The organism is Pseudomonas extremorientalis (assembly GCF_001870465.1).
GTDB lineage: Bacteria > Pseudomonadota > Gammaproteobacteria > Pseudomonadales > Pseudomonadaceae > Aquipseudomonas > Aquipseudomonas extremorientalis.
This window is the reverse complement of record NZ_MDGK01000009.1, coordinates 56704-80155: the sequence shown is the minus strand read 5'-3', so window position 1 is coordinate 80155 and position 23452 is coordinate 56704. Positions and strand designations below refer to the sequence as shown.

The following is a 23452-nucleotide window of genomic DNA, read 5'->3' as shown; positions in this document are numbered from 1 at the left end:
CGGGCCGTTGTTTGCCCTATTGGCCAGCATGCACCCACCGCTGGTGCAGCCACCGCGCCAATGCATCCAGTGCAAAGCCCAACAAGCCGATCAACACCACCATCGCCATCAGCTCCGAATAGGCGAGCCGATCACGGGTATCGAGAATGTAATACCCAAGCCCCGCACTGACCCCCAGCATCTCGCACGGCACCAGCACGATCCACAGAATGCCGATGGCCAGGCGCACGCCCGTCAGCACATGCCCCACCACGCCGGGAATGATCACCCGGCGCAAGGTCTCCCAGCGGGTCGCGCTCAAACTGGCGCTCAACTGCAACCAGCGCGGGTCGAGCTGACGCACCCCGGCGGCGGTGTTGAGCATGATCGGCCATACGGCAGCAAAGGCCAGCAGGAAATAGATCGGCCGGTCGCCTACCCCCATCAGCATCACCACGATGGGCATCCACGACAGCGGCGAGATCATGCGCAGGAACTGGAACGCCGGCGTGGTCGCCGCCTCCAGGTTGCGCGAACTGCCCACCAGCAATCCCAGCGGCACGCCGACCAGCAAGGCCATGAGCAACCCAACGAAAATACGCTTGAGGCTCACGGCGATGTGCAGGTACAACTCCCCGCGCCCGAGCAATTCCCACAGGCTGGCGGCCGTGGCGGCCAGGGAAAAGCGTGCCGACAAGCCGCCCGCCGCGCCAAACACTTTCACCCCTAGCCACCAGAGCAACAGCAACCCCGCCAAGCCACTCAACCCGAGCAACCAGCCCGGGATTTCCCGTTTGTTCAAACGCCAATCTCCTCATGCCGCTCAAACCCATCAGGCAAACCAAAGGTCTTCATGCCGCCCACGGACTCAATGGCGTTGCGCACGAAACGGTCGTCTACCAGGTCCTTGGCGACAAACGCCGGGTCCAGGTCGGCGAGGAATTTCTTGTCGCCCTCGATCAGCGTGTCCTTCAGGCGGCGCACCAGTTCCTCGGTGTAGCTGGGGAATGGGTAGGGCTGGAAATCGATGCGGTGCTCATCCCAACTCCCATGCTGAATCGCGCCGTCGGCCAGGTAGGCCACACGGTCGGCCGCGGCGGGCGCCAGCACTTTGCTCAACACCGGCTCGGCATGCGGGGTATAGCGGTTAGGGCCGTCCTTGGACAGCAGCTTCACCGCCGCTTCGCGGTTGTCGCGGGTCCACACCTGCGCCTTGACGATGGCATTCACCACCTTCTGCGACCACTCCGGGCGGTTGGTCAGGTCGTGCTCGTGCATGAATACCACGCAGCATGCGTGGTTGCGCCACACGTCACCGGTGAAGCGCTGCACGCGACCCACCTTGAGGTTTTCCGCCAGGGCGTTGAACGGCTCGGCGACGATATAGCCGTCGATACGCTGGCTGGCCAGGGCCGGTGGCATGTCCGACGGTGGCAACACGATGAGGTTGACCTCATTGGCCGCAATCGCACTGCCCGCCGCCCGCGCCACCGGCGTCAGCCCGTTGTCGCGGAACAGTTGCTGCACCACTACGTTATGGATCGAATACCAGAACGGAATCGCCACGGACTTTCCGCCCAATTGCTTCACATCGGTGATGCCCGGCGCCACGGTCAGGCCCGAGCCACCCACATGGTTCCACGCCACCACTTTCGCCGGCACCTTGCTGCCATAGCGTGCCCACACGGTCATTGGCGACAGCAGGTGAATCACGTTGACCTGGCCCGAAATAAACGCCTCGATCACCTGCGCCCAACTGCGCAGCAGCACCGGGCGCTCGGCCTTGATGCCTTCGGCTTCGAACAGGCCATTGTTATGCGCCACCAGCAACGGCGTGGCGTCAGTGATTGGCAAGTAGCCAATGCGCACGGGTGCGTCCGGCTCGCTGGCAGCGCGGGCCTGCAGGCTGCTCAGCAGCGGCAAGGCGCCGGCGGCACTGAGCACGGCGGAGAGTTTTAGAAAGTCGCGACGCGAGTGGGTCAGGTCATCCAGGCACATGGACAGGCTCCAGCAGGTCAAGGGGGTTGAGTTGAGGGCGGCTCGCCTGCCGTAGGGTTTTGAGGATGTCGATGCGCAGCGCGCCGATGGCTTCCACCTGTTCTTCGCGCGGTTGCGGCAGGTCGATCAGCCACTCGCCCAACGTCCGCGCCGGGCGGTTGCCCAGTAGCAGGATGCGGTCCGACAGCAGCAGCGCTTCGTCAATGTCATGGGTAATCAACACGGCTGCCGAGCCCTGCTCGCGGTTGACCTTGAGCAGCAGGTGCTGCATGTCGGCGCGGGTCACCTCGTCGAGGGCACCGAAGGGCTCATCCAGCAACAGCACCTGGGGCTGGCGCGCCAGGCAACGGGCCAGCGCCGTACGCTGGGCCATGCCGCCGGAAAGCTGCGCCGGGAAGTGCTGGCGCGCATGCTCCAGGCCAACGGCGGCGATGGCGTGGTCGACACGCTGGCGGCGTTCCTCAACGCTCAAGTGTGGCTGGCGGGCGAAGTCCAGGCCGAAGGCAACGTTCTTTTCCAGGCTCAGCCAGGGCAGCAGGCTGGGGTCCTGAAACGCCACTGCGACACGCGGGTGAGGGCCATCCACAGGTTCACCGAGCACCCGCACACTGCCGCCTTGCGGCGCCTGCAAACCGGCGAGCACCCGCAGCAGGCTGGACTTGCCTACCCCGCTGGGACCGAGGATCGACACCACTTCGCCGGGCTGCAGTTGCAGGTCAAAGCCCTGCAACACTGGCCCGCCGGCGTACCCCAGGCAAATCCCCCGGGCATTCAATACCGCGTTCGTCATAGGTTGGCCTGGCGCTGTAACTCGGTGCGCAATTGCACCAGGCTCGGGGTCACGATCGGCACGAACGCGGACTCACGCCAGCGCCGCGCAAAGCCACTGCCGTGGGCAGTGAGGTAGGCCTTGCCGCCGCTGGCCTGCAACTCCAGCTGCACGGCGCTGGCGGCCGTTTCGGCGAGGGCGATGCGCAGCTTGAACAACGCTGCCGGCTCGGCCGCAAAGCGCCCGACCAACAGGCCGTTCTTCAAGTCAGTGACCAAGTGATCCAAGGTGACGCGCAGCGTCTCCAGCTCTTCGCGCAACACCGTACGGGTCGCGCCCAGATGGTTGGCCACTTCCGCCAGGGAGCGCCGGGCCAGGCCGATGGACATGCCGCACTGCAACCCCAGGAACGCCGGGCGCACCGCAGGTAAAAACTTGCGCGCATCCTCATGCAGCAACCAGTCGCGACTCAACGCCACGCCTTCCAGCCCCAGGGCCGCCGTGTTGCTGGACTGCAAACCCAGTAGTTCGAGGTCGCGGGAGCGCTGTAAGCCGGCCACCGAATCCGGAATCGCCAGGATAAACGGCGCACCACCGCCGGCATGCTCGATGGCAGCCGCAGCGACAAAACCGCTTTTGCGCAGGTTGGTCACCCAATGCAGCCGGCCGTTGAGGGTCCAGCCGTCGTCGGTAGGCTCGGCGCTGATCTGCAGGGCTTCAATACCCGACAAGAACTTCATCGCGTTGGACAGCCCCGTGGCCCCCGCCAACTTGCCGCTGAGCAGGTCCGGCAACAGTCGCTCACGCAGTTGCGCATTCGGGCTTTGCAGCAAATATTCGATAAACGAACGCTGGCCCCAGCACACAAACGCCGCCGCCAGGGAATGGCTGGCAACATTGGCGATAGCCTCCACCGCCCCCGCCACATCCCCGCCCAGGCCACCAAGCTGAGCCGGCACGCCGATACGCAATACATTGACTTCTGCCAGCCGTGGCAGCACTTCCTGTGGATCGCAACTGCCCACGTCCAGGGCCTGCGCTTGAACATCGAGCCAACGGCTCAAGATTGGGTCAAGCATTCATGTTTCTCCTTTTCACAGCGGGTGGGTCATCTTCAGCTTGCGGGTTTTTCCCAGCGGTATTGCGCCAGCTCCGGGTTCAACGGGGTGCGCGCAAACACGTTAGCGAAGTTGCACAGGGTTGCCAGGCTCACGCCCAAAATAACTTCCAGCGCCTGGCCCCGGGTATAACCGGCGGCCAGGAACGCATCAAAACCGGCATCGCTGACATCGCCACGGGTGGCGATCACTTCGCGGGTAAACCCAGCCAGTGTTTCATAGCGGGCATTGGGCAGCTCACCGCGCTGGCGCAGGGCGTCGATGACTTCTTCCGGCAATTTGGCTTTGTTGCGTGCCACGGCAGTATGGCCGGCCACACAGAAATCGCAGCCGTGGGTGGTGGCCGCAATCAACTGCACCACTTCGCGATCGGCCAGGCTGAGTTCGGCCTTGGCGTTCAGCCCGGACACGGTGATATAGGTCTCCAGCGCCGCCGGAGCGTTGGCCAGTACCGCCAACAGGTTGGGGATGAAACCCGAGCCTTTCAGCGCGTTTTCCAGGAAGGGCTTGGCCGCGTCCGGCGCGGTTTCAGGGGTAAGCAGGGGTACACGGGACATGGAGTGGTCTCCTGATGGGTTCGTGTATCCAGTCTGTTGGTTATAAGAAATCGTCTCAATAGGCTAAAGTAGCGATTACTTGCTCTTGAGTCTTTCCATTAGATGAATTCGTCCAGTGCACTTGTCGATTGGTTATTAGACAGCCTCGAACTCGACACCAGTCTGTTCCATGTGGGCCGCTACTGCGGCGACTGGCATGCGAGCACCCACGGCCTGGCGAGCGCCAGTTTCCACCTGATTGTGCAGGGCCAGTGCTGGCTGCATATCGAAGGCGACGCCGCGCCGCATCGTTTGGATAACGGCGATGCAGTGTTCCTGTTGCGCGACCTGGAATATCGCCTCTCCGGTGAGCCCACCGCCGCCGGTGCCCAGGAATGCCCACGAGTACCGATGGCGCCCCTGGACAGCGCCGCCAGCGATGGCGTCGGCCTGGTCTGCGGGTTCTTTCACTTCCAGTCCGGCTTGTCGGCGATGATCGTCGACACCCTGCCCGCCTGGATCATCCTGCGCGCAGGCGACCCTTCGCTGACCGCCGCGCGCAACCTGTTCGACCTGATCCTGCAAGAGTGCGAGCGCGTGCCTGCGCCCTCCTCTGCCTTGCTTGAGCGGCTGTGCCACCTGTTGTTCCTGTATGTCCTGCGCCAACAAGTGCTGGACAACCGTGAACTCGGCGGCCTGGCGGCGCTGGCCCGGCAACCGGCGTTCGCCAACCTGCTGGAGCAGTTGATCGCCCAGCCCGCCGAGGCCTGGACCCTGGAAAGCATGGCCGCCTGCACCGGATTGTCGCGCTCGGCGTTTTTCAAGCGTTTCAATGAACTGTGCGGGCAGTCGCCAGGGCAAGTGCTGCTGATGATGCGCATGCGCCATGCCTGCCAACTGTTCAAGCAGGACCAGACGGTGGCAGACGTCTCGCTGGCCGTGGGGTATCAGTCGGTGGCAGCGTTCACCCGGGCGTTTCACAAGGTCACCGGGCAACAGCCTGGGGCGTATCGCAGGACCCAGGTGCAGAATTGAGTCGCTAAACAGGAAGATTCGGCGACTGCGGTAGTAAGAAAATGGAACGATCTGCGCGAGGATGCCACCCATCAGGCTCTCACTCGACAGATTTTGGATGCAATCCCGTGCCCCATCTCCCCAATCTCATCAGCACAACGAGCAAACAATATCCCCCTATCCTTCCAACGCGCCCCGACGCTCAACACTCGATCTACACCCCAGCTCGTTTCTCCGACCCCGGCATTGGCCCCTTTCGGTCCAAATCCGAAACACTGGTCGATAACGGCTACATGACCATCAAACGAGAGGCTAAGTGGGACCTGTCCGAAGACGAACCCCGACTCAAGCGTGTCAGCTTGGTTGTCGACACGGGGAATAAAGCCGACACCGTGTACGTTGGCAAGAGCCCGGACGGTCGCCTGAACCTGCAAATCAATGGCAATGCTTATGCATTCGACAGCACTGACCAAAAGGGCCAGCCCATCAATTTGCAGATCAACACCCGCGGCGGGAATGACAGCGTCACCATCAGCCCTGATGTGAATAACCCCGCCACGATTGATGGCGGTGACGGGGACGATGCCCTGACTGCTGGCGGTGGCAAAACCCACTTACTGGGTGGTGCGGGCAACGACACCCTTCGCCTCGGCAGCAGCACTGGCTACGCGGAAGGTAATAACGGCGACGACATCCTCATCGGCGGCTCCGGCAACACCGTCATGTATGGCAACAATGGTAATGATCGGCTGTATGCCGGCGCCGGGCCCGTGAACAAGCAAAGCTACTTGGATGGCGGAAGTGGTGACGACCGCCTCTATGCTGGCAACGGACATACGATCCTCCATGGCGGTAAGGGCAACGACCAATTGGTAGGGTATGACCGAACGACCTTCTATACCGGCAAAGGCAAAGACCAGATCTTCAACAATAGGCGTGGCGATCTGATATACGCAAAAGCGGGTGATGCCTACGGCTCCTCCCAAGGCTCCACATTTACCAAGGTGAAGACCAGCAACGCCGGTGACGAAGGCTTTAGAGTCGTTGGTCGTCCTGAGTTCGAGCAGCGTGTCGCCGATGATTTCGAGTTCTTGCGCAGTTCGCCTACCGGGCAAAAGATGCTTGAGGACATGGACAGGGAAGCTGCAAATGCTGGAGGAAAAGTCATCGTTCAAGAGGAATCCGAAGACGGCAGCAGCTACGGTTTTGGCAGCTCGGAACTGGCTAAGCTGCCACCCGACATAGGCAGAAATATAGAACGTGACGACCCAAGACGCGGCAGGGTCCATGACGGCCAGCCCGGAGCCCGCGCCGATAAGGGGCTGTTGAATTTCGATCCGATGGACCTGGGTTCCCCTAGACAAGACACCCTGGCACCGCCCATCATCGGTTTAGTCCACGAAATCGGGCACGCCTACAATGGCGCAACAGGCACCTACCTGCCAGGCCGGACCCTGGAGCACTCGCCGTCCGATCCAGAGATTTCAGATCTAACTCCCAACAGCGAGCTTCAGGTGGTCGGCTTGCCGAACAGCGCGCGCCCCTATAACTTCGATAACGATCCTGCTACCCCGCCCACCACCATCAACCCCGAGCACTTCACGGAAAATGGCATGCGCCGGGAACTAGGGTTGCCTGAGCGCAAGAGTTACCTCTTCTGAACACCCTGCTAATGCGCCCAGACTCACGTCTGGCGTTGCAATGGGCTGTCCGGATGGGTGCACACCTCCACCAGCCAATCGATAAATACCCGCACCCGCTGTGACAGTTGGCGATGGGGTGGATACAACGCAGTGAGCGCCATGGCGGGGGGAGCAAGATGTGGCAGCACTTCCACCAACGAACCTTGGGCCAGTTGCCGCGTGGCGTGATAGTACGGGGCCTGAATCAAGCCATAGCCGGCTTCACACGCGGCGAAATAACCGTCGGAACTGCTGACGGCAATCACCTTTTCCAAGTTGATCTCGCGCAACTCACTGCCCACCTGGAATTCCAGGCCAAAGCGTTTGCCGCTCGTACGGGAGACATACTCCACCATCCGATGGTTGGCCAGATCGTCCAGCGTTTCCGGTACGCCGAAACGCTCAAGGTAAGCACGGCTGGCCAGAGTCAGCTGGTCCATCATCGCCAATGGCCGGGCAACCAGCGACTCATCGAGCGCCTGACCGCCGCGCAGCACACAGTCCACACCCTCGCGAATCAGGTCTACCGTGCGATCGTTCAAGCTGATCTCTAATTCAATCTGCGGGTAGCGGGCCGTGAAGGTAGGCAAGGCCGGAATCACGATCAATCGACCAATGCCTGACGGCATGTCAACACTCAAGGTGCCGCGCGGGTTCTGGCGTTGCGTGGAAAACACCGCCTCGGTTTCCTCAAGGTCCGACAGCAACTGCACACAGCGTTGGTAGTACGCCGCGCCATCCAGCGTCGGGCTGACTTGCCGCGTGGTGCGCTGCAACAGTTGCACGCCCAGGTGCGCCTCCAATTGCTTGATCAACACCGTCACCGAGGCGCGAGGCAATTGCAGGCTGTCGGCGGCCTTGGCAAAGCCGCGCAATTCGACAATCCGAGTGAACACGCGCATCGCGTTGAAACGGTCCAAGGGGCGGCTCCTTGCGCTGATTATTCAGATATTACGAATAGTGTTAGTGCTTTTAGCCGGTTTATCCCGGTTTTGTCGAGCGTGACAATACAGGCCTTCCCACCCAAGGAGCACAACCCATGCATACCCGCACACTCGGCACCCACGGCCCACTCGTCTCAGCCATTGGCCTCGGCTGCATGGGCATGAGCGATTTCTACACCCCCGGCAGCGACACCCGCGAAGCCACGGCAACCCTGCACCGCGCGTTGGAGTTGGGCATCAACCTCCTCGACACCGCCGATATCTATGGCCCGCACACCAACGAAGCACTGATCGGCAAGGCCATCGTCGGCAAGCGCGACCAGGTGTTCCTGGCCAGCAAGTTCGGCATCGTGCGTGACCCGGCCAACCCCGCCGTGCGGGGTGTGAACGGCCGCCCTGAATACATCCGCAAGGCCATCGACGGCACGCTGCAACGACTTGGCGTAGAAACCCTCGACCTGTATTACCAGCACCGTATCGACCCGGAGGTCGCCATCGAAGAAACCGTCGGCGCCATGGCCGAGCTGGTGCAACAGGGCAAGGTGCGTTACCTGGGGCTGAGCGAAGCCTCCGCCGCCACCCTGGAACGCGCCCACAAGGTGCACCCGATCAGCGCCCTGCAAAGCGAATACTCGCTGTGGAGCCGCGACCAGGAACACAACGGCTGCCTCGCTGCCTGCCAGCGCCTGGGCATCGCCTTTGTGCCCTACAGCCCGCTGGGCCGTGGCTTTCTCACCGGCGCGCTGCAAAGCCCGGACGACTTCGGCGCCGATGACTACCGCCGCTTCAGCCCTCGCTTCCAGGGCGAGAACTTCGGCAAGAACCTCGAACTGGTGAAGAACGTGCAGGCATTGGCCGCCGACAAGGGTATCAGCGCCGGGCAACTGGCGTTGGCGTGGGTGCTGGCGCAGGGTGATTTCATCATCCCGATTCCCGGCACCAAGCAGCGCAAATACCTGGAAGAGAATGTCGCCGCGCTGTCGGTCAGCCTCAGCCCGGGCGAACTGGCGGCGCTGGAGGCCATCTTCCCTGCCGAGGCGCCCGCCGGCTTGCGCTACCCCGAGGCCGTCATGGCTATGCTGGATATCTGAATAAATACCGCGCCGGTCACCGGCGCGGTATTTTCTTGCACCATCGTACCTAAAGCTCTGTCCTGACAAGCCGATAGCCCTACGAAGCTCTAACAAAGCCGCGTCGACAATAAACGCTTCGTAAGGACGACCCCATGCCCCCACTGCGCTCCATCCAAGCCCGCTATACCCTGTTCCTGGTGCTGTTCGTCCTGGTGTTATTTGTGTTGACCGTGGTGGGTATCGGCCAGTTGGTCGCGCCCAAGCTACAGCACACCGAAGAGCAGGTAGTGCTCAACCGTGTCGCCGAGGTCGCCGAGCAGATCCAGGGCGAACTCAACAAGGTCCAGTCCCAGCAACGCAGCATCACCCAGACCATTCCATTGCTCGACAGCGATGCCATCGACAAGGTCCTGCCGGGCCTGGTCGACCAATATGGCGAGTTGAAAGTCTTCGGCGGCGGCATCTGGCCGCTGCCCAACCAGCGCACCCCTGGGCGCAACAAGCACAGCACGTTCTGGCACCGCGATGCATCGGGCAAGCTGACCGTGAACACCTTCTGGAACAGCGACCCGGCGCCCAACTATTACGACCAGAGCTGGTACAAGGGCGGCCTCGCTTCGCCACGCGGTCAATGTGCCTGGGCCGCCGCCTACAAGGACGACGCCAGCCAGGAGCCGCGCACCAACTGCGCCATGGCAATCCAGCGCGACGGCGTGCCTTATGGCGTCGCCACCATCGACGTGACCCTGGGCTTCTTCAATGATCTGGTGGCCAGCAAAGAGAAAGACATCGGCGGGCAAATGCTGATCGTCGAAGGCGACGGCAAGATCATCAGCAACAGCTCGCGCATCAGCGGCCCGGTGGTGTTGAAAAACATCAGCGAACTCACCGGCACCTCCGCGTTTGCCGCCCAGGTCAGCAAAGCCCTGGCCCATCGTGACCAGGCCCTGCAACGCAATGAGTTCGACAACCAGGGCGTGGCCAGCACCTTCTACATGCGCCCTATCGAAGGCACACCGTGGTTCCTAGCCACCGCCCTGCCCACCTCGCTGATCACCGCCCAGCGCAATGACGTGCTCGGCAGCCTGGCGCTGTTGCAGATCCCCATGGTGTTGCTGCTGGTGCTGCTCGCGGTGTATGCGATCCGCCAACTGGTGCAGCGCATGAAGTCACTGAAAACCAATATCGACGCACTCTCCGCCGGCGACGCCGATCTCACGCGACGCATCACCATCCGCGCCGAAGACGAACTGGGTGCCATCGGCCATTCGGTGAACCGCTTTATCGTCTACCTGCAAAACATGATCGGCGAAGTGACCCAGGCCACCGGCGCCATGTCGTCGAGCCTTGCGCAGTTGCAACAGACCTCGGCGCACACCAACCAGATCCTCGTGCGGCATGCCTCGGAGACCGACCAGACGGTAACCGCCATTACCGAAATGAGCTCCACCGCCGACACCGTGGCGCAAAACGCCGCCGAAACCGCCGCGTTCACCCAGCGTGCCAACGAGCATGCCGATCGTTCCCGCGTGGTGGTCGGTGAGGCGTCCAACAGCGTCAGTGCGTTGATCGGCGAAGTCTCCAGCGCTACCCACAGCGTAGAGAACATGCGCCAGGACGCTGCACGCATCACCGAAACCCTCGGCGTGATCGGCGCGATTGCCGGGCAGACCAACCTGCTGGCCCTCAACGCCGCCATCGAAGCGGCGCGGGCTGGCGAGCAAGGCCGTGGGTTTGCGGTGGTTGCCGATGAAGTGCGCGCGCTCGCCGCACGCACCCAGGCCAGTACCTCGCAGATCAACGACATGCTCACGCGCCTGACCGCAGGCGTGAGTTCCTCGGTGGCAGCGATGGAAAACACCCAGGCCAGTTGCCAGTCGGCGGCGGACGCCACGGCGCGGGTGAATACCGGGCTGGATGAAATGGCCGGCTCCGTCAGCCATATCAACAACCTCAGCACCCAGATCGCCACGGCCGCCGAACAGCAAAGCGCGGTGACCGAGGAGATCAACCGCAGCATGGTGCAGATCCGACAAATGGTCGAAGAGCTGGTACAGAGCGGCCACGCCACCGAAAACAATACCCAGAGCCTGCTCGAGGCGAATGGGCGGGTGATTACCCTGATGAGTCGTTTCAAGGTGTGCTGATAAACGGCTGAAACACTCCCGTGCAATGTGCGGGAGTGGGACTATTCTGACAGTTCGAAGACGCACAGGAGGTGTGCCATGCGCGCAGCCGAGCAGTCGGTCCGCTTGGAACGGATCAGTCAGGAACGCTTTATCCAGGCTCCCATCGATGCCGTTTATGACTATGTGACCCAGCCGGATCGCTGGCACGAATGGCACCCCACGTCCCTCGGTGCCGACACCGGCACCACTGGCTCACTCCCCGCCGGCGCCCGCTTCACCGAAATGATCGACCTGCTGGGTGTACGCGTGCCCATGAGCTACCGTGTGCAGATCGCTCGGCGCCCCGGCGAGTTCAAGACCGTGTTTACCTCCCTGGCCGTGGATGGTTCGATTCATTACTTCCTCATGCCCCACCAGGGCGGCACGCTGTTCAAGCGTGTACTGACCTATGAAACCGAACTGCAACTTGCCACCTTGCATAAACGCATGATCGAACTGTCGGCACTTGCCCTGGACCAGCTCAAGCACCGGCTGGAAAATCCACCGCTCGTATAATCTTGAAACATTCTCGCCCTGTGGACACTGGCTTGCCTGCGATGACGTCGTCATGATCGCCGCCATCCCACCTGCACGCGAGATCCTATGAAAATCCCATTGCGCCTGGCCCTGCTGTCGACCCTGTTCACCGCCACCCTGGCCCAGGCCGCCGACCTGATCCCCATCGACGTGCACCGCGACGCCAACTGCGGTTGCTGCAAAAAATGGATCAGCCACCTGGAAAGCAACGGCTTCAAGGTCAATGACCACGTCGCAGCCGACATGAGTGCCGTCAAGCAACGCCTGGGCGTAGCGCCGCGCCTGGGCTCGTGCCACACCGCCGTGATCGACGGCAAATTCGTCGAGGGCCACGTCCCCGCCGAACAGGTGCTGGCCTTGCGCAAGCGCGACGACCTGCTGGGAATCGCCGCGCCGGGCATGCCCATGGGCTCGCCCGGCATGGAAGTGGAAGGCCGCAGCGAGGCCTATCAGGTCATCGGCCTGACCCGTGAGGGTAAAGATGTCGTCGTGGCTGAATACCCGGCGCAATGATCGCGGGCTACCTGGGGTTATTCTTCGCGGCGTTTGGCGCCGCGACCTTGCTGCCCCTGCAATCGGAAGCCGTGCTGGTCGGCCTGCTGCTCAGCGGGCATTACAGCCTGTGGCTGTTGCTGGGTATCGCCACCCTGGGCAATGTGCTCGGTTCGGTGGTGAACTGGTGGCTGGGGCGCTGGGTGGAGCACTTCAAGGGGCGACGCTGGTTTCCGGTCAGCGACCAGCAACTGGACAAAGCCCGCCAGCATTACCAGCGCTGGGGCCATTGGACACTGTTGCTCAGTTGGGTGCCGATCATTGGCGACCCGCTGACGTTGGTAGCCGGAGTGATGCGCGAGCCATTGTGGCGATTTCTGTTGCTGGTGACCCTGGCCAAAAGCCTGCGCTATGGCGTGCTGGCCGCCGTGACTTTGCAATGGGTTTAATCGCTGCTTAATCCTTGGGCAACAGCATCCGAACCACCTTTCCAGGAGCCCTGCCCATGCCTCTGTTCCGCGCTTTTTGCATCGCCGGCCTGATCACGGCCACCGCCGCGCCGGTATTTGCCGCCACCTACGGTCCTGAACTGCAAGGCTTCGACTACCCCTATCCGCTCAAGCATTTCGAGTTTCAATCCCAAGGCGAGTCGCTGCAAATGGGCTACATGGACGTTCCGGCCAATGGCAAGCCCAACGGTCGCAGCGTGGTGCTGATGCACGGCAAGAACTTCTGCGGCGCGACGTGGGAAAGTTCGATCAAGGCCCTGAGCGACGCCGGCTACCGCGTGATCGCGCCGGACCAGATAGGCTTCTGCAGCTCCAGCAAACCCGATCACTATCAATACAGCTTCCAGCAACTGGCTCTCAATACCCACCAACTGCTGGAAAAGCTCGGTGTTCAGAAGGCTACCCTTGTCGGCCATTCCACCGGCGGCATGCTTGCCACGCGCTACGCCCTGATGTACCCCGGGCAAACCGAACAGTTGGCGCTGGTGAATCCGATCGGCCTGGAAGACTGGAAAGCGCTGGGCGTGCCCTCGCTCAGCGTCGACCAATGGTATGCCCGTGAGCTGAATGTCAGTGCCGAGGGCATCCGCAAGTACCAACTCAACACTTATTACGTCGGGCGCTGGAAGCCGGAGTACGAGCGCTGGGTAGACATGTACGCCGGCCTCAGCAACGGCCCCGGGCATACGCGGGTCGCATGGAACTCGGCGCTGATTTACGACATGATCTTCACCCAGCCGGTGTACTACGAGTTCAAGGACCTGAAGATGCCGACGCTGCTGCTGATTGGCACGTCCGACAACACCGCCATCGGCAAAGACGTCGCGCCGCCAGCCGTCAAAGCCAAGCTCGGCAACTACGCCGTGCTCGGCAAGCAGGCAGCCAAGCTGATCCCCCATGCCACCCTGGTGGAATTCCCAGGCCTGGGGCATGCGCCACAAATGGAAGAGCCGGCCCGGTTTCACGCAGCACTGTTGCAGGGGCTGAACGCCCTTTAATCCAACCTTTTTCGAGGCACTCGTGAATGTCGGTACAGATCGCAGTCATTGATGATTGGCAGGACGTGGCCAGAGGCGTGGTGGATTGGTCAGTCCTTGAGGCAGTAGGCCAGGTGCACTTCCTGCACGATTACCCGGCGGATACCGCCACGATGATCGAGCGTTTGCAGGGGTTCGAGGTGATTTGCGTGATGCGCGAACGCTCCACCTTCGACAAGGCACTGCTGCAAGGCCTGCCCCGGCTCAAGTTGCTGGTAACCGGCGGCATGCGCAACGCCGCCATCGACATCCCCGCCGCCAAGGCCCTGGGCATTCAGGTCTGTGGCACCGACAGCTACAAACACGCCGCGCCGGAACTGACTTGGGCATTGATCATGGCTTCCACCCGCAACCTGGTGGCCGAAGCCAATTCGCTGCGTGCCGGCCATTGGCAGGTGGGCCTCGGCGGCGACCTGCACGGCAAGACCCTGGGGATTCTCGGCCTGGGCAGCATTGGCCAGAAGGTCGCGCAGTTTGCGCAGGTGTTCGGCATGCGCGTGATTGCCTGGAGTGAAAACCTCACGCCGGAACGTGCCGCCGAGTCCGGCGTGACCTGGGTCAGCAAGCAAGCGCTGTTTGAACAGTCAGACATCCTTACCGTTCATCTGGTACTCAGCGACCGTAGCCGTGGGCTGGTGGATGCCCAGGCGCTGGGCTGGATGAAACCCGGCGCGCGCCTGGTCAACACTGCACGCGGGCCGATTGTGGATGAGCAGGCACTGGTGCAGGCCCTGGAAAGCGGTCGCCTGGCCGGGGCGGCGCTGGATGTGTATGCCGAGGAGCCGTTGCCGGCGGATCACCCGTTGCGCAGGTTGCCGAATGTGCTGGCCACCCCGCACGTGGGCTACGTGAGCGAGCAGAATTACCGGCAGTTCTATTCACAGATGATCGAAGACATTCAAGCCTGGACGAACGGCATGCCCATTCGCGTGCTGGGCTGACGCACCGTTTCTGTGCGTTCGCACTCTTATAGCGAACCGCCTTGCTGTGGCGAGCGGACTCTGTGGCGAGCGGGCTTGCCCCGCGTTGGAGCGCGAAGCGCTCCCCCATGCTACATAGCCCAACGCAGGGCAAGCCTGCTCGCCACAGAGTCCGGTCCACCCTGGCATATGGTTACAATTATTTTGTCCTACAAAATATTCCCAGAAAGCCTACAGGCTCTGGGATCTGTCCTAGACTCATGACCGATGGGTCCGTTCCAAAACAAAAACCCCGCAAAAAATCTAAACTTTTCAACTCGGCCATTGGTCAAGTTTTAAGGTACGACGAGCACACACGGTTCCAGCCCGATGCCCGTCCATCCAATCTATATCTGCCAACCGTGCAACTGGCATAAGCCTTGCCAGATCTGTACAGCGCTTGTGCGCGTGGCCGCAGGATGCGGTCGACGGAGTTAATGGCAGCCGGCCATTAGCCGACCAACACGTGGAGAGAATTATGATCAGTGCCGCTGCAAGTATTCAGGGAGAGCGTGTTAGTCAGAGCGTTGGCGGGGTCGCCGCGTTGGCTGACCTCACCACAGTGCGGCCGGTTCCGAGCCACAACCCCAACCGTAAGAAAGTCCTGTTTGTGACCTCCGAGTTTGCCGACCTGGTGAAAACCGGTGGCCTGGGCGACGTCTCCGCCGCCCTGCCCCGCGCCATGGCCCACCTGCACGATGTGCGGGTGCTGATCCCCGGTTATCCGCAGGTGATGGAAAGCGACAACCCGATCCATATCATCGGTGAGCTGGGCGGCCACGCGGCGCTGCCGCCGTGCAAGATCGGGCGCATGGACCTCAAGGATGGCCTGGTCATCTATGTACTGATCTGCCCCGAGCTCTACGAGCGCGAAGGCACGCCCTACGGCGCCAACAACGGCCGCGACTGGCCGGACAACCATATTCGTTTCGCCCGCCTGGGCCTGGCCGCCGCCGACATGGCCGCCAACCTGGCACAGATCCACTGGTGCCCGGACCTGGTGCACGCCCACGACTGGCCCGCCGGCCTGGCCCCGGCGTACATGCACTGGCGTGGGTCACGCACGCCGACATTGTTCACCATCCATAATCTGGCCTATCAAGGCGTGATCAGCCTGGCGTCGACGCCAGAGCTGGGCATTCCACCTCACGCTTTGCAGCAGGAGGGCATGGAGTTCTACGGCAAGATGTCGTTCCTCAAGGCCGGCATGGCGTATTCCAGTCATATCACCACGGTGAGCGCCACCTATGCCCGGGAAATCACGACGCCCGAGTTCGGCTGCGGCCTCGATGGCTTTTTGGCCAGCAAGACCCAGCAAGGTTTGCTCAGCGGTATTCCCAACGGCATTGAAGACAGCTGGGAAACCTCCACCGACCCGCACTTGACGCACAACTTCAACATCGGCGACTGGGAAGGCAAAGCCGTGAATGCCGCACAGGTGCGTAACCTGTTCGGCCTGCATGACTCGACCGGCCCGCTGTTCGCCGTGGTCTCGCGCCTGGTGTTCCAGAAAGGCCTGGACCTCACCGAAGCGGTGGCCAGTTTTATCGTCGAGCAAGGTGGGCAGATCGCCATTATCGGTCGCGGCGAGCCGGAAGAAGAAAACGCCATGCGCGAACTGGCGCTGCGCTTTCCCGGCCAGATCGGTGTGCGCATCGGCTTCAACGAGACCGATGCCCGCCGCATGTTCGCCGGCAGCGATTTCCTGCTGATGCCTTCGCGCTACGAGCCCTGCGGCCTGAGCCAGATGTACGCCCAGCGCTTCGGCTCCCTGCCCGTCGCCCGCAACACCGGCGGCCTGGCCGACACCATCGAAAACGGTGTGACCGGCTTTCTGTTCAATGAATCCACGGTCGACAGCTACAAAGAAGCCTTGAGCCGCGCGTTCAAGGTGTTTGCCTTCCCTGGCCTGCTCAATGCCATGCGCAGCCGAGCAATGACCCAACCGTTCAACTGGAGCCAGGCGGTGGAACCCTACGCCGAGCTGTACGAGCGACTGGTGGCTAAAGCACTGGGGAAATCCGCTAAATAATCATCGGGAGGTCTCTATAGATGCCGTTACGGACTCTGGAAACCTGGCCCCACGGCGCAATCATGCTGGACGCGCAACACACGCGTTTTGCCTTGTGGGCGCCAGACGCGTTTTATGTCAGCGTTGAATTGGAACACGGCAAATCTGTTGCCATGCTGCCGCAGGCAGATGGCTGGTTTGAAACCGAAATAGCGTGCCCGGCGGGCACGCGCTACCGCTTCAATATCGATGGGCAAATGGATGTACCCGACCCGGCCTCCCGGGCCCAGGCTGCGGATGTGCACGGTTGGAGCGTGGTGGTCGATTCCCTTGCCTATCACTGGCGCCACAGCACTTGGCAAGGCCGCCCCTGGCACGAGGCCGTCATCTATGAACTGCATGTCGGCGCCATGGGTGGTTATGCCGGCATCGAGCAACACCTGCCACGCCTGGCCGAGCTGGGCGTTACCGCGATTGAATTGATGCCGTTGGCGCAATTCCCCGGTGATCGCAATTGGGGCTATGACGGGGTCCTGCCCTACGCGCCCCAAGCCTCCTACGGCACGCCCGAACAGCTCAAGCACCTGATCGACAGCGCCCACGAGCACGGCCTGGCGGTGATCCTCGACGTGGTCTACAACCACTTCGGGCCGGACGGCAACTACCTGGGTCAGTACGCCAAGGGCTTCTTCCAGGAAGACGTGCACACGCCCTGGGGCGCCGGGATCGATTTCAACCGGCGCGAGGTGCGCGACTTTTTCCTGGATAACGCCTTGATGTGGTTGCTCGAATACCGCTTCGACGGCCTGCGCCTGGACGCCGTCCACGCCATCGACAACCCGGACTTCCTCAAGGAACTGGCGCACCGGGTGCGCGAGCAGGTGGATTCGGGCCGGCACGTCTGGCTGATGCTGGAAAACGAACTCAACCAGGCCAGTCTCCTGCAGCAGGATTTCGACGCGCAATGGAACGATGACTTCCATAACGTCCTGCATGTGCTGCTGACCGGCGAAACCGACGCGTATTACAGCGACTTCGCCGAAGAGCCCACGGCCAAACTGGCGCGCTGCCTGGGCGATGGGTTTATCTACCAGGGGCACACCACCCGGCATGGGCATGAGCGTGGCGAACCCAGCGGGCATCTGCCGCCGAGCGCGTTCGTAGCCTTCCTGCAGAACCACGATCAGATTGGCAACCGTGCCCTGGGCGAGCGCCTGCATCAACTCTGCTCGCCGCAGGCATTGAAGGCGGCGACCGCCCTGCTGTTGCTCTCCCCGATGATCCCGTTGATGTTCATGGGCGACGAATCGAACGCCCGCGAGCCGTTCCTGTTTTTCACCGATCACCATGGCGAACTGGCAGAAGCCGTGCGCGAAGGCCGTCGCAATGAGTTCAAGGATTTCGCCGCGTTCCAGGACCCGGAGCGACGCGAACGCATCCCCGACCCGAATGCCCTGACGACCTTTTTGCAGACCACGCCAAGCTTTCACGAGAACGAGCACACCGAGCTCTACCGCCAACTGCTGAGCCTGCGCCACGGCCACATCGTGCCGCACTTGCCCGGCAGCGTGGCCCTGGGCGCCGAGGTGCTGGCCGAAGGCGCCGTCAGCGCTCGTTGGCGCCTGGGTAATGGCAGCCTGTTGCAGATCGATCTCAACCTGAGCGCCACGCCGCTGGATCATCCGGCGACGGCGCCTGTGCTATTTGAAACGCCTGCCAACGCCGGCGCGCACCTGCCGCCGTATAGCGCACGCGTCACCCTATCCCCTGTTGGAGAGCACCCTTGAGCGAAGCGAACCTGGAAATCCTCGCCAGCCGAGCGGGTCTGGCCGTCGATTGGATCGACGCAAACGGCCGCCCGCAACGTGTCAAACCCGACGCCCTGCGCGCCGTCCTCAAAGGCCTGGGCCACCCCGCCGACACCGATGCCGAAGTCAACGCCAGCCTGCGGGCACTGGAACAGGTGCAACAAGACAAACACCTGCCGCCCCTGCTGACCATCGACAGCGGCGCAGGCCTGGACCTGGCCCGCTACTTCGAACCGGACACCCTGTGCCGGGTCTGCCTGGAAGACGGTGAAACCCTGGAGCTGCGCCTGGATGGCGACGCCGTCCTGCCCGGCGTCATCGCCCTCGGCTACCACCAGGTGCATATTGCCGACCAGACCTTCACCCTGGCCGTCGCGCCCACCCATTGCTACAGCGTGGCCGAAGCGGTCGACAGCCGACCTGCCCGCGCCTGGGGCCTCAGCGCGCAACTGTATAGTTTGCGGCGCCTGGGCGATGGCGGCTTCGGCGATACCCTGGCCCTGGAACACCTGGCCCGCTCAGCGGCCGAGCGCGGCGCCGATGCCCTGGCGATCAGCCCGATGCATGCGATGTTCAGCGCCGACACCGCGCGCTACAGCCCGTACTCACCCTCCAGCCGCTTGTTCCTCAACAGCCTGTACGCCTCGCCGGGTTGCATCCTGGGCGAGCGCGAAGTACGCAACGCCATCGAAGCCAGCGGCCTGGCGGATGAACTGCACGACCTGGAGCAACACAGCCTGATCGACTGGCCCACCGCAGCGAACGCCAAGCAGCGCCTGCTGCGTGCGTTGTACGAAGACTTCCGCCACGGCCACCACCCGCAACACGCCGACTTCCAGAGTTTCCGCCAGGCCGGCGGTGAGGCCCTGGAAAACCACTGCCGCTTCGAAGCCGTGCAAACCGCCCGCGCCGCCGCCGGTGAAGACCTCGACTGGCGCCATTGGCCAGAAGAGTGGCGCACCCCACAGAGCCCGGCATTGGCCCTGTTCGCCGAAGACCACCGTGAAGAGATCGGCTACTTCGCTTTCTGCCAATGGCTGATCGCCCGTTGCCTGGAGCGCGCACAACAAGCCGCACGCGGCAGCGGCATGGGCGTCGGCCTGATTGCCGACCTGGCGGTGGGCGCCGACGGGGGTGGCAGCCAGGCCTGGAGCCGCCAGGATGAATTGCTCGCCGACCTGACCGTGGGCGCGCCACCCGACATTCTCAACCGCGCCGGCCAGGGCTGGGGCATTTCCGCGTTCTCCCCCGAAGGCCTCAAGCGCCACGGCTTTCGCGCCTTTATCGAAATGCTGCGCGCCAACTTCGCCCACGCCGGCGGCTTGCGCATCGACCACGTGATGGGCTTGCAACGCCTGTGGGTGATGCCCATGGACGCCTCGCCGCGTGACGGCGCCTACCTGTATTACCCGGTGGACGACCTGCTGCGCCTGCTGGCCCTGGAATCCCACCGCCACCAGGCCATCGTACTCGGTGAAGACCTGGGCACCGTGCCGGACGGCCTGCGCGAAAAGCTCATCGCCCGCTCGATCCTGGGCATGCGTGTGTTGCTGTTCGAACAGAACCACGAGGGCCAGTTCAAGCCGATCCTCGACTGGCCGGACAACGCCCTGGCCACCACCAGCACCCACGACCTGCCGACCCTCAACGGTTGGTGGCACAGCCGCGATATCGAGTGGAACATCCAGCTGGGTCTGATCGATGCGCCGACCGTGGAGCAATGGAGCGAGCACCGCCTGCGCGAACGCCAGGCACTGCGCCAGGCCTTGAGCCAGGATCCTCAGAACTTCGTCGAAGAGATCCGCAATGAAACCGACCACATGATCGACGCCAGCGTGCGCTACCTCGGCCACACCCGGGCCCCACTGGTGTTGCTGCCGCTGGAGGACGCCCTCGGCGTTGAGGAACAAGCCAACCTGCCCGGCACCACCGATACCCACCCCAACTGGCGCCGCCGCCTGCCGGGCGAGGCGTCCAGCCTGCTCGACAATGCCGGCGCCGCCCGCCGCCTCGAACTGTTGGCCGTCGCGCGCAACCAAGCCTATGAGCGTGACCGATGAAAGCCCTGCCCCTGCGCGCCACCCAGCGCCTGCAATTCCATAAAGGTTTTACCCTCGATGACGCGGTGCCCCTGGTGCCGTATTTCGCCCGTTTGGGCATCAGCCACCTGTATGCCTCGCCGCTGCTGAGTGCACGCGCCGGTTCCATGCACGGCTACGACGTGGTCGACCCCACCACGGTCAACCCGGAACTCGGCGGCGAACCGGCCCTACGGCGCCTGGTCGCTGCGCTGCGTGAACACGACATGGGGTTGATCCTCGATATCGTCTCCAACCATATGGCCGTCGGCGGGGCCGACAACCCCTGGTGGCTGGACTTGTTGGAGTGGGGCCGCCTGAGCCCCTACAGCGAGTTCTTCGACATCCAGTGGCATTCGCCCGACCCCTTGCTCAAAGGCCAATTGCTGATGCCGTTCCTCGGCAGTGACTACGGCGAAGCCCTGCAGGCCGGCACCCTGACCTTGCACTTCGATGCCGACCACGGCGCGTTCTATGTCGAGCATTACGAACACCGTTTCCCCATCTGCCCCAAGGATTACGCGGCGATCCTGGGCACCGATGAACGGCTCCATCCCCTGGCCGAGCGCTTCAGCGCCCTCGCCCACCAGGACGACGCTTACCACGCGGCCGCGTCGCTCAAGCAAGCGCTGGCCGAGCGCGCCACCGACGTGCTGCCGGCGATCAAACAGCGCCTGAAGGCCTTCGACGGCCGCCAGCCCGAGGGCTTCAAGCGCCTGCATCAGTTGCTGGAACAACAGGCCTATCGCCTGGCCAGTTGGCGCACCGCGGCGGACGATATCAACTGGCGGCGCTTCTTCGACGTCAACGAACTCGGTGGCCTGCGCGTGGAGCGCAGCGCTGTGTTCGAGGCCACCCATGGCAAGATCTTCGAACTGATCAGCGAAGGCCTGGTGGATGGCCTGCGCATCGACCACATCGACGGCCTGGCCGACCCGCGTGGTTACTGCCGCAAGCTGCGCCGTCGGGTGGACTCGCTGTCACCCGAACGGCACTTGCCGATCTTCGTGGAGAAGATCCTCGGCGAGGGCGAAACCCTGCGCGACGACTGGCAGGTGGACGGCACCACCGGTTACGAGTTCATGAACCAGTTGTCGCTGCTGCAACATCACCCGGACGGCTTCGCGCCATTGGCCGCGTTGTGGACCCGTCACAGCGAGCGACCTGCTGCGTTTATCGAAGAAGCGCAATTGGCCCGCCAGCAGATCCTCAACGGCTCCCTCGGCGGCGACTTTGAAAGCGTGGCCCAGGCCCTGCTGCAAGTGGCCCGCGACGATGTGATGACCCGCGACCTGACCCTCGGCGCCATCCGCCGAGCCTTGCAGGAACTGATCGTGCACTTCCCGGTGTACCGCACCTATATCAGCGCCCGTGGCCGCAGTACCGCTGACGACAGGCTGTTCCAACAGGCCATGGATGGCGCCCGCACCACCCTGGGCGAAGGCGACTGGCCGGTGCTCGACCACCTGGCCAACTGGCTGGGCGGCCAGCCGTGGCGCAATCGCCCGGTGGGCCGTGAACGCAAGATCCTCAAGCATGCCTGCGTGCGCTTCCAGCAACTGACGTCGCCCGCCGCCGCCAAGGCTGTGGAAGACACCGCGTTCTATCGCTCGGCGGTGTTGCTGTCGCGCAACGATGTGGGCTTCAGCACCGAACAGTTCAGCGCCCCCTTGGCCGACTTCCATGGGGTCAACCAACAACGCCTGCAGAGCTTCCCTGACAACCTGTTGGCCACCGCCACCCATGACCACAAGCGCGGCGAAGATACCCGCGCGCGCCTGGCCGTGCTGAGCGAGTGCGCGGCGTGGTACGCCGAGCAGGTCGAGCAGTGGCGCGCCCTCGCCGCGCCACTGAAGACGGATGCAAGTACGCCTTCAGCGGGCGATGAATTGATCCTCTACCAGGTGCTGCTGGGCAGTTGGCCCCTGGACCAGACCGATGACTTCGAGGGCTACCGGCAGCGCCTGTGGCAATGGCAACAGAAAGCCCTGCGCGAAGCCAAGTTGCAAAGCAGCTGGAGCGCGCCCAACGAAGCCTATGAACAAGGCGTCGAAGCCTACCTGTCGCGGCTGTTGCTCAGCGATGAAGGCCAGGTGTTGCGCACTGCCATCGGCGCGGCGGCCCAGGCCATCGCGCCGGCCGGTGCGCTCAATGGCCTGGCGCAATCCTTGCTTCGCATGACGGTGCCGGGTGTACCGGACCTGTACCAGGGCGCCGAGTTCTGGGACTTCAGCCTGGTGGACCCGGACAACCGCAGGCCGGTGGACTTCAACGCCCGGCAACAGGCGCTGGATACCCCACCGGACATCGGCGAACTGTTGTTCAACTGGCGCGACGGGCGTATCAAACAGGCATTGATTGCCCAGGTGCTGGGCTTGCGCAAGGCCTGTCCCGAGCTGTTCCGCAAGGGAACCTACACACCGCTGCAAGTGCTTGGCAAACACGCCGAACGGGTGGTCGCGTTCGCGCGTGAGCACCAGGGCAACAAACTGCTGGTGGTGGTGCCGAGATGGCCGCATGACCTGCTTGAAAACGGTGTGCATCCCAAGATCAATGCGCAGGTTTGGGGCGACACACGGGTGAAATTACCGTTCGCCGCGACAAACAAAAACTGGAAGGGACTTTTTCATACAGGCGCAGTCACACCAGACAAGGAGCTGTTGATCAGCACTGCCCTGGGGGATTTCCCGGTCAATGTCCTTATCAATCCTGATGATCAAGAAAGCTGAAAATTTTCTGT

Annotated in this window: 19 protein-coding genes; 13 read left to right on the top strand and 6 right to left on the bottom strand. The window is 62.8% G+C overall.

Annotation, left to right across the window (positions count from 1 at the left end; translation table 11 throughout):
• Positions 1-16: 16 nt before the first annotated feature.
• From BFN10_RS01815 to BFN10_RS01795, 5 genes are read right to left on the bottom strand one after another with little or no spacing between them, the layout of a single operon-like run.
• Entirely contained in the window at positions 17-766 is a 750-nt protein-coding gene (locus BFN10_RS01815; RefSeq protein WP_173668608.1) for an ABC transporter permease, read from the bottom strand.
• Between the two features lie 11 nt (positions 767-777).
• A complete protein-coding gene (locus tag BFN10_RS01810; protein WP_071488181.1) occupies positions 778-1977 on the bottom strand; it encodes an ABC transporter substrate-binding protein in 1200 nt (399 codons plus the stop codon).
• Entirely contained in the window at positions 1964-2767 is an 804-nt protein-coding gene (locus tag BFN10_RS01805) for an ABC transporter ATP-binding protein (RefSeq protein WP_071488180.1), read from the bottom strand. Before BFN10_RS01805 ends, BFN10_RS01810 begins: the two co-directional genes overlap by 14 nt.
• Positions 2764-3825: an acyl-CoA dehydrogenase family protein gene (locus tag BFN10_RS01800; RefSeq protein WP_071488179.1), complete on the bottom strand. Its 1062-nt coding sequence runs from the start codon at positions 3823-3825 to the stop codon at positions 2764-2766. Before BFN10_RS01800 ends, BFN10_RS01805 begins: the two co-directional genes overlap by 4 nt.
• A gap of 35 nt (positions 3826-3860) precedes the next feature.
• Positions 3861-4421 carry a carboxymuconolactone decarboxylase family protein gene (locus BFN10_RS01795; RefSeq protein ID WP_071488178.1) on the bottom strand — a complete coding sequence of 187 codons (561 nt, stop codon included), beginning with the start codon at positions 4419-4421 and terminating at the stop codon, positions 3861-3863.
• A gap of 102 nt (positions 4422-4523) precedes the next feature.
• On the opposite strand from BFN10_RS01795, the gene BFN10_RS01790 reads away from it, so the two are divergent.
• A complete protein-coding gene (locus BFN10_RS01790; RefSeq protein WP_071488177.1) occupies positions 4524-5435 on the top strand; it encodes an AraC family transcriptional regulator in 912 nt (303 codons plus the stop codon).
• 272 nt (positions 5436-5707) lie between these two features.
• Positions 5708-7075, top strand: coding sequence for a M91 family zinc metallopeptidase (locus BFN10_RS01785; RefSeq protein ID WP_083351453.1), 1368 nt, complete (start codon positions 5708-5710; stop codon positions 7073-7075).
• Between the two features lie 23 nt (positions 7076-7098).
• Here the strand turns inward: BFN10_RS01785 and BFN10_RS01780 are convergent, their stop codons facing one another.
• Positions 7099-8016, bottom strand: coding sequence for a LysR family transcriptional regulator (locus tag BFN10_RS01780; protein WP_071488176.1), 918 nt, complete (start codon positions 8014-8016; stop codon positions 7099-7101).
• Between the two features lie 119 nt (positions 8017-8135).
• Here BFN10_RS01780 and BFN10_RS01775 point away from each other — a divergent pair, with 119 nt between their 5' ends.
• The 11 genes from BFN10_RS01775 to BFN10_RS01725 all read left to right on the top strand — a co-directional run bounded on the left by BFN10_RS01775 (position 8136) and on the right by BFN10_RS01725 (position 23441).
• Positions 8136-9131 carry an aldo/keto reductase gene (locus BFN10_RS01775; RefSeq protein ID WP_071488175.1) on the top strand — a complete coding sequence of 332 codons (996 nt, stop codon included), beginning with the start codon at positions 8136-8138 and terminating at the stop codon, positions 9129-9131.
• Positions 9132-9265: 134 nt separating this feature from the next.
• On the top strand, positions 9266-11260 hold the full coding sequence (locus BFN10_RS30285; protein ID WP_071488174.1) for a methyl-accepting chemotaxis protein: 1995 nt from the start codon (positions 9266-9268) through the stop codon (positions 11258-11260).
• A gap of 78 nt (positions 11261-11338) precedes the next feature.
• On the top strand, positions 11339-11797 hold the full coding sequence (locus tag BFN10_RS01765; RefSeq protein ID WP_071488173.1) for an SRPBCC family protein: 459 nt from the start codon (positions 11339-11341) through the stop codon (positions 11795-11797).
• Between the two features lie 87 nt (positions 11798-11884).
• Positions 11885-12331: a DUF411 domain-containing protein gene (locus tag BFN10_RS01760; RefSeq protein ID WP_071488172.1), complete on the top strand. Its 447-nt coding sequence runs from the start codon at positions 11885-11887 to the stop codon at positions 12329-12331.
• Positions 12328-12759 carry a YqaA family protein gene (locus tag BFN10_RS01755; RefSeq protein ID WP_071488171.1) on the top strand — a complete coding sequence of 144 codons (432 nt, stop codon included), beginning with the start codon at positions 12328-12330 and terminating at the stop codon, positions 12757-12759. The genes BFN10_RS01760 and BFN10_RS01755 overlap by 4 nt, the downstream gene beginning before the upstream one ends.
• Positions 12760-12815: 56 nt before the next feature.
• Positions 12816-13817 carry an alpha/beta fold hydrolase gene (locus BFN10_RS01750; RefSeq protein ID WP_071488170.1) on the top strand — a complete coding sequence of 334 codons (1002 nt, stop codon included), beginning with the start codon at positions 12816-12818 and terminating at the stop codon, positions 13815-13817.
• 26 nt (positions 13818-13843) lie between these two features.
• Complete coding sequence (locus BFN10_RS01745; RefSeq protein ID WP_071488169.1) at positions 13844-14797, top strand: D-2-hydroxyacid dehydrogenase family protein; 954 nt, start codon at positions 13844-13846, stop codon at positions 14795-14797.
• A gap of 496 nt (positions 14798-15293) precedes the next feature.
• On the top strand, positions 15294-16847 hold the full coding sequence (glgA, locus tag BFN10_RS01740) for a glycogen synthase GlgA (protein WP_071488168.1): 1554 nt from the start codon (positions 15294-15296) through the stop codon (positions 16845-16847).
• 20 nt (positions 16848-16867) lie between these two features.
• Positions 16868-18613 (top strand): malto-oligosyltrehalose trehalohydrolase, encoded by a 1746-nt coding sequence (gene treZ / locus BFN10_RS01735; protein ID WP_071488167.1) that lies wholly within the window; start codon positions 16868-16870, stop codon positions 18611-18613.
• On the top strand, positions 18610-20694 hold the full coding sequence (gene malQ / locus BFN10_RS01730; RefSeq protein WP_071488166.1) for a 4-alpha-glucanotransferase: 2085 nt from the start codon (positions 18610-18612) through the stop codon (positions 20692-20694). Before treZ ends, malQ begins: the two co-directional genes overlap by 4 nt.
• Positions 20691-23441: a malto-oligosyltrehalose synthase gene (locus tag BFN10_RS01725; RefSeq protein WP_071488165.1), complete on the top strand. Its 2751-nt coding sequence runs from the start codon at positions 20691-20693 to the stop codon at positions 23439-23441. The genes malQ and BFN10_RS01725 overlap by 4 nt, the downstream gene beginning before the upstream one ends.
• Positions 23442-23452: the final 11 nt, after the last annotated feature.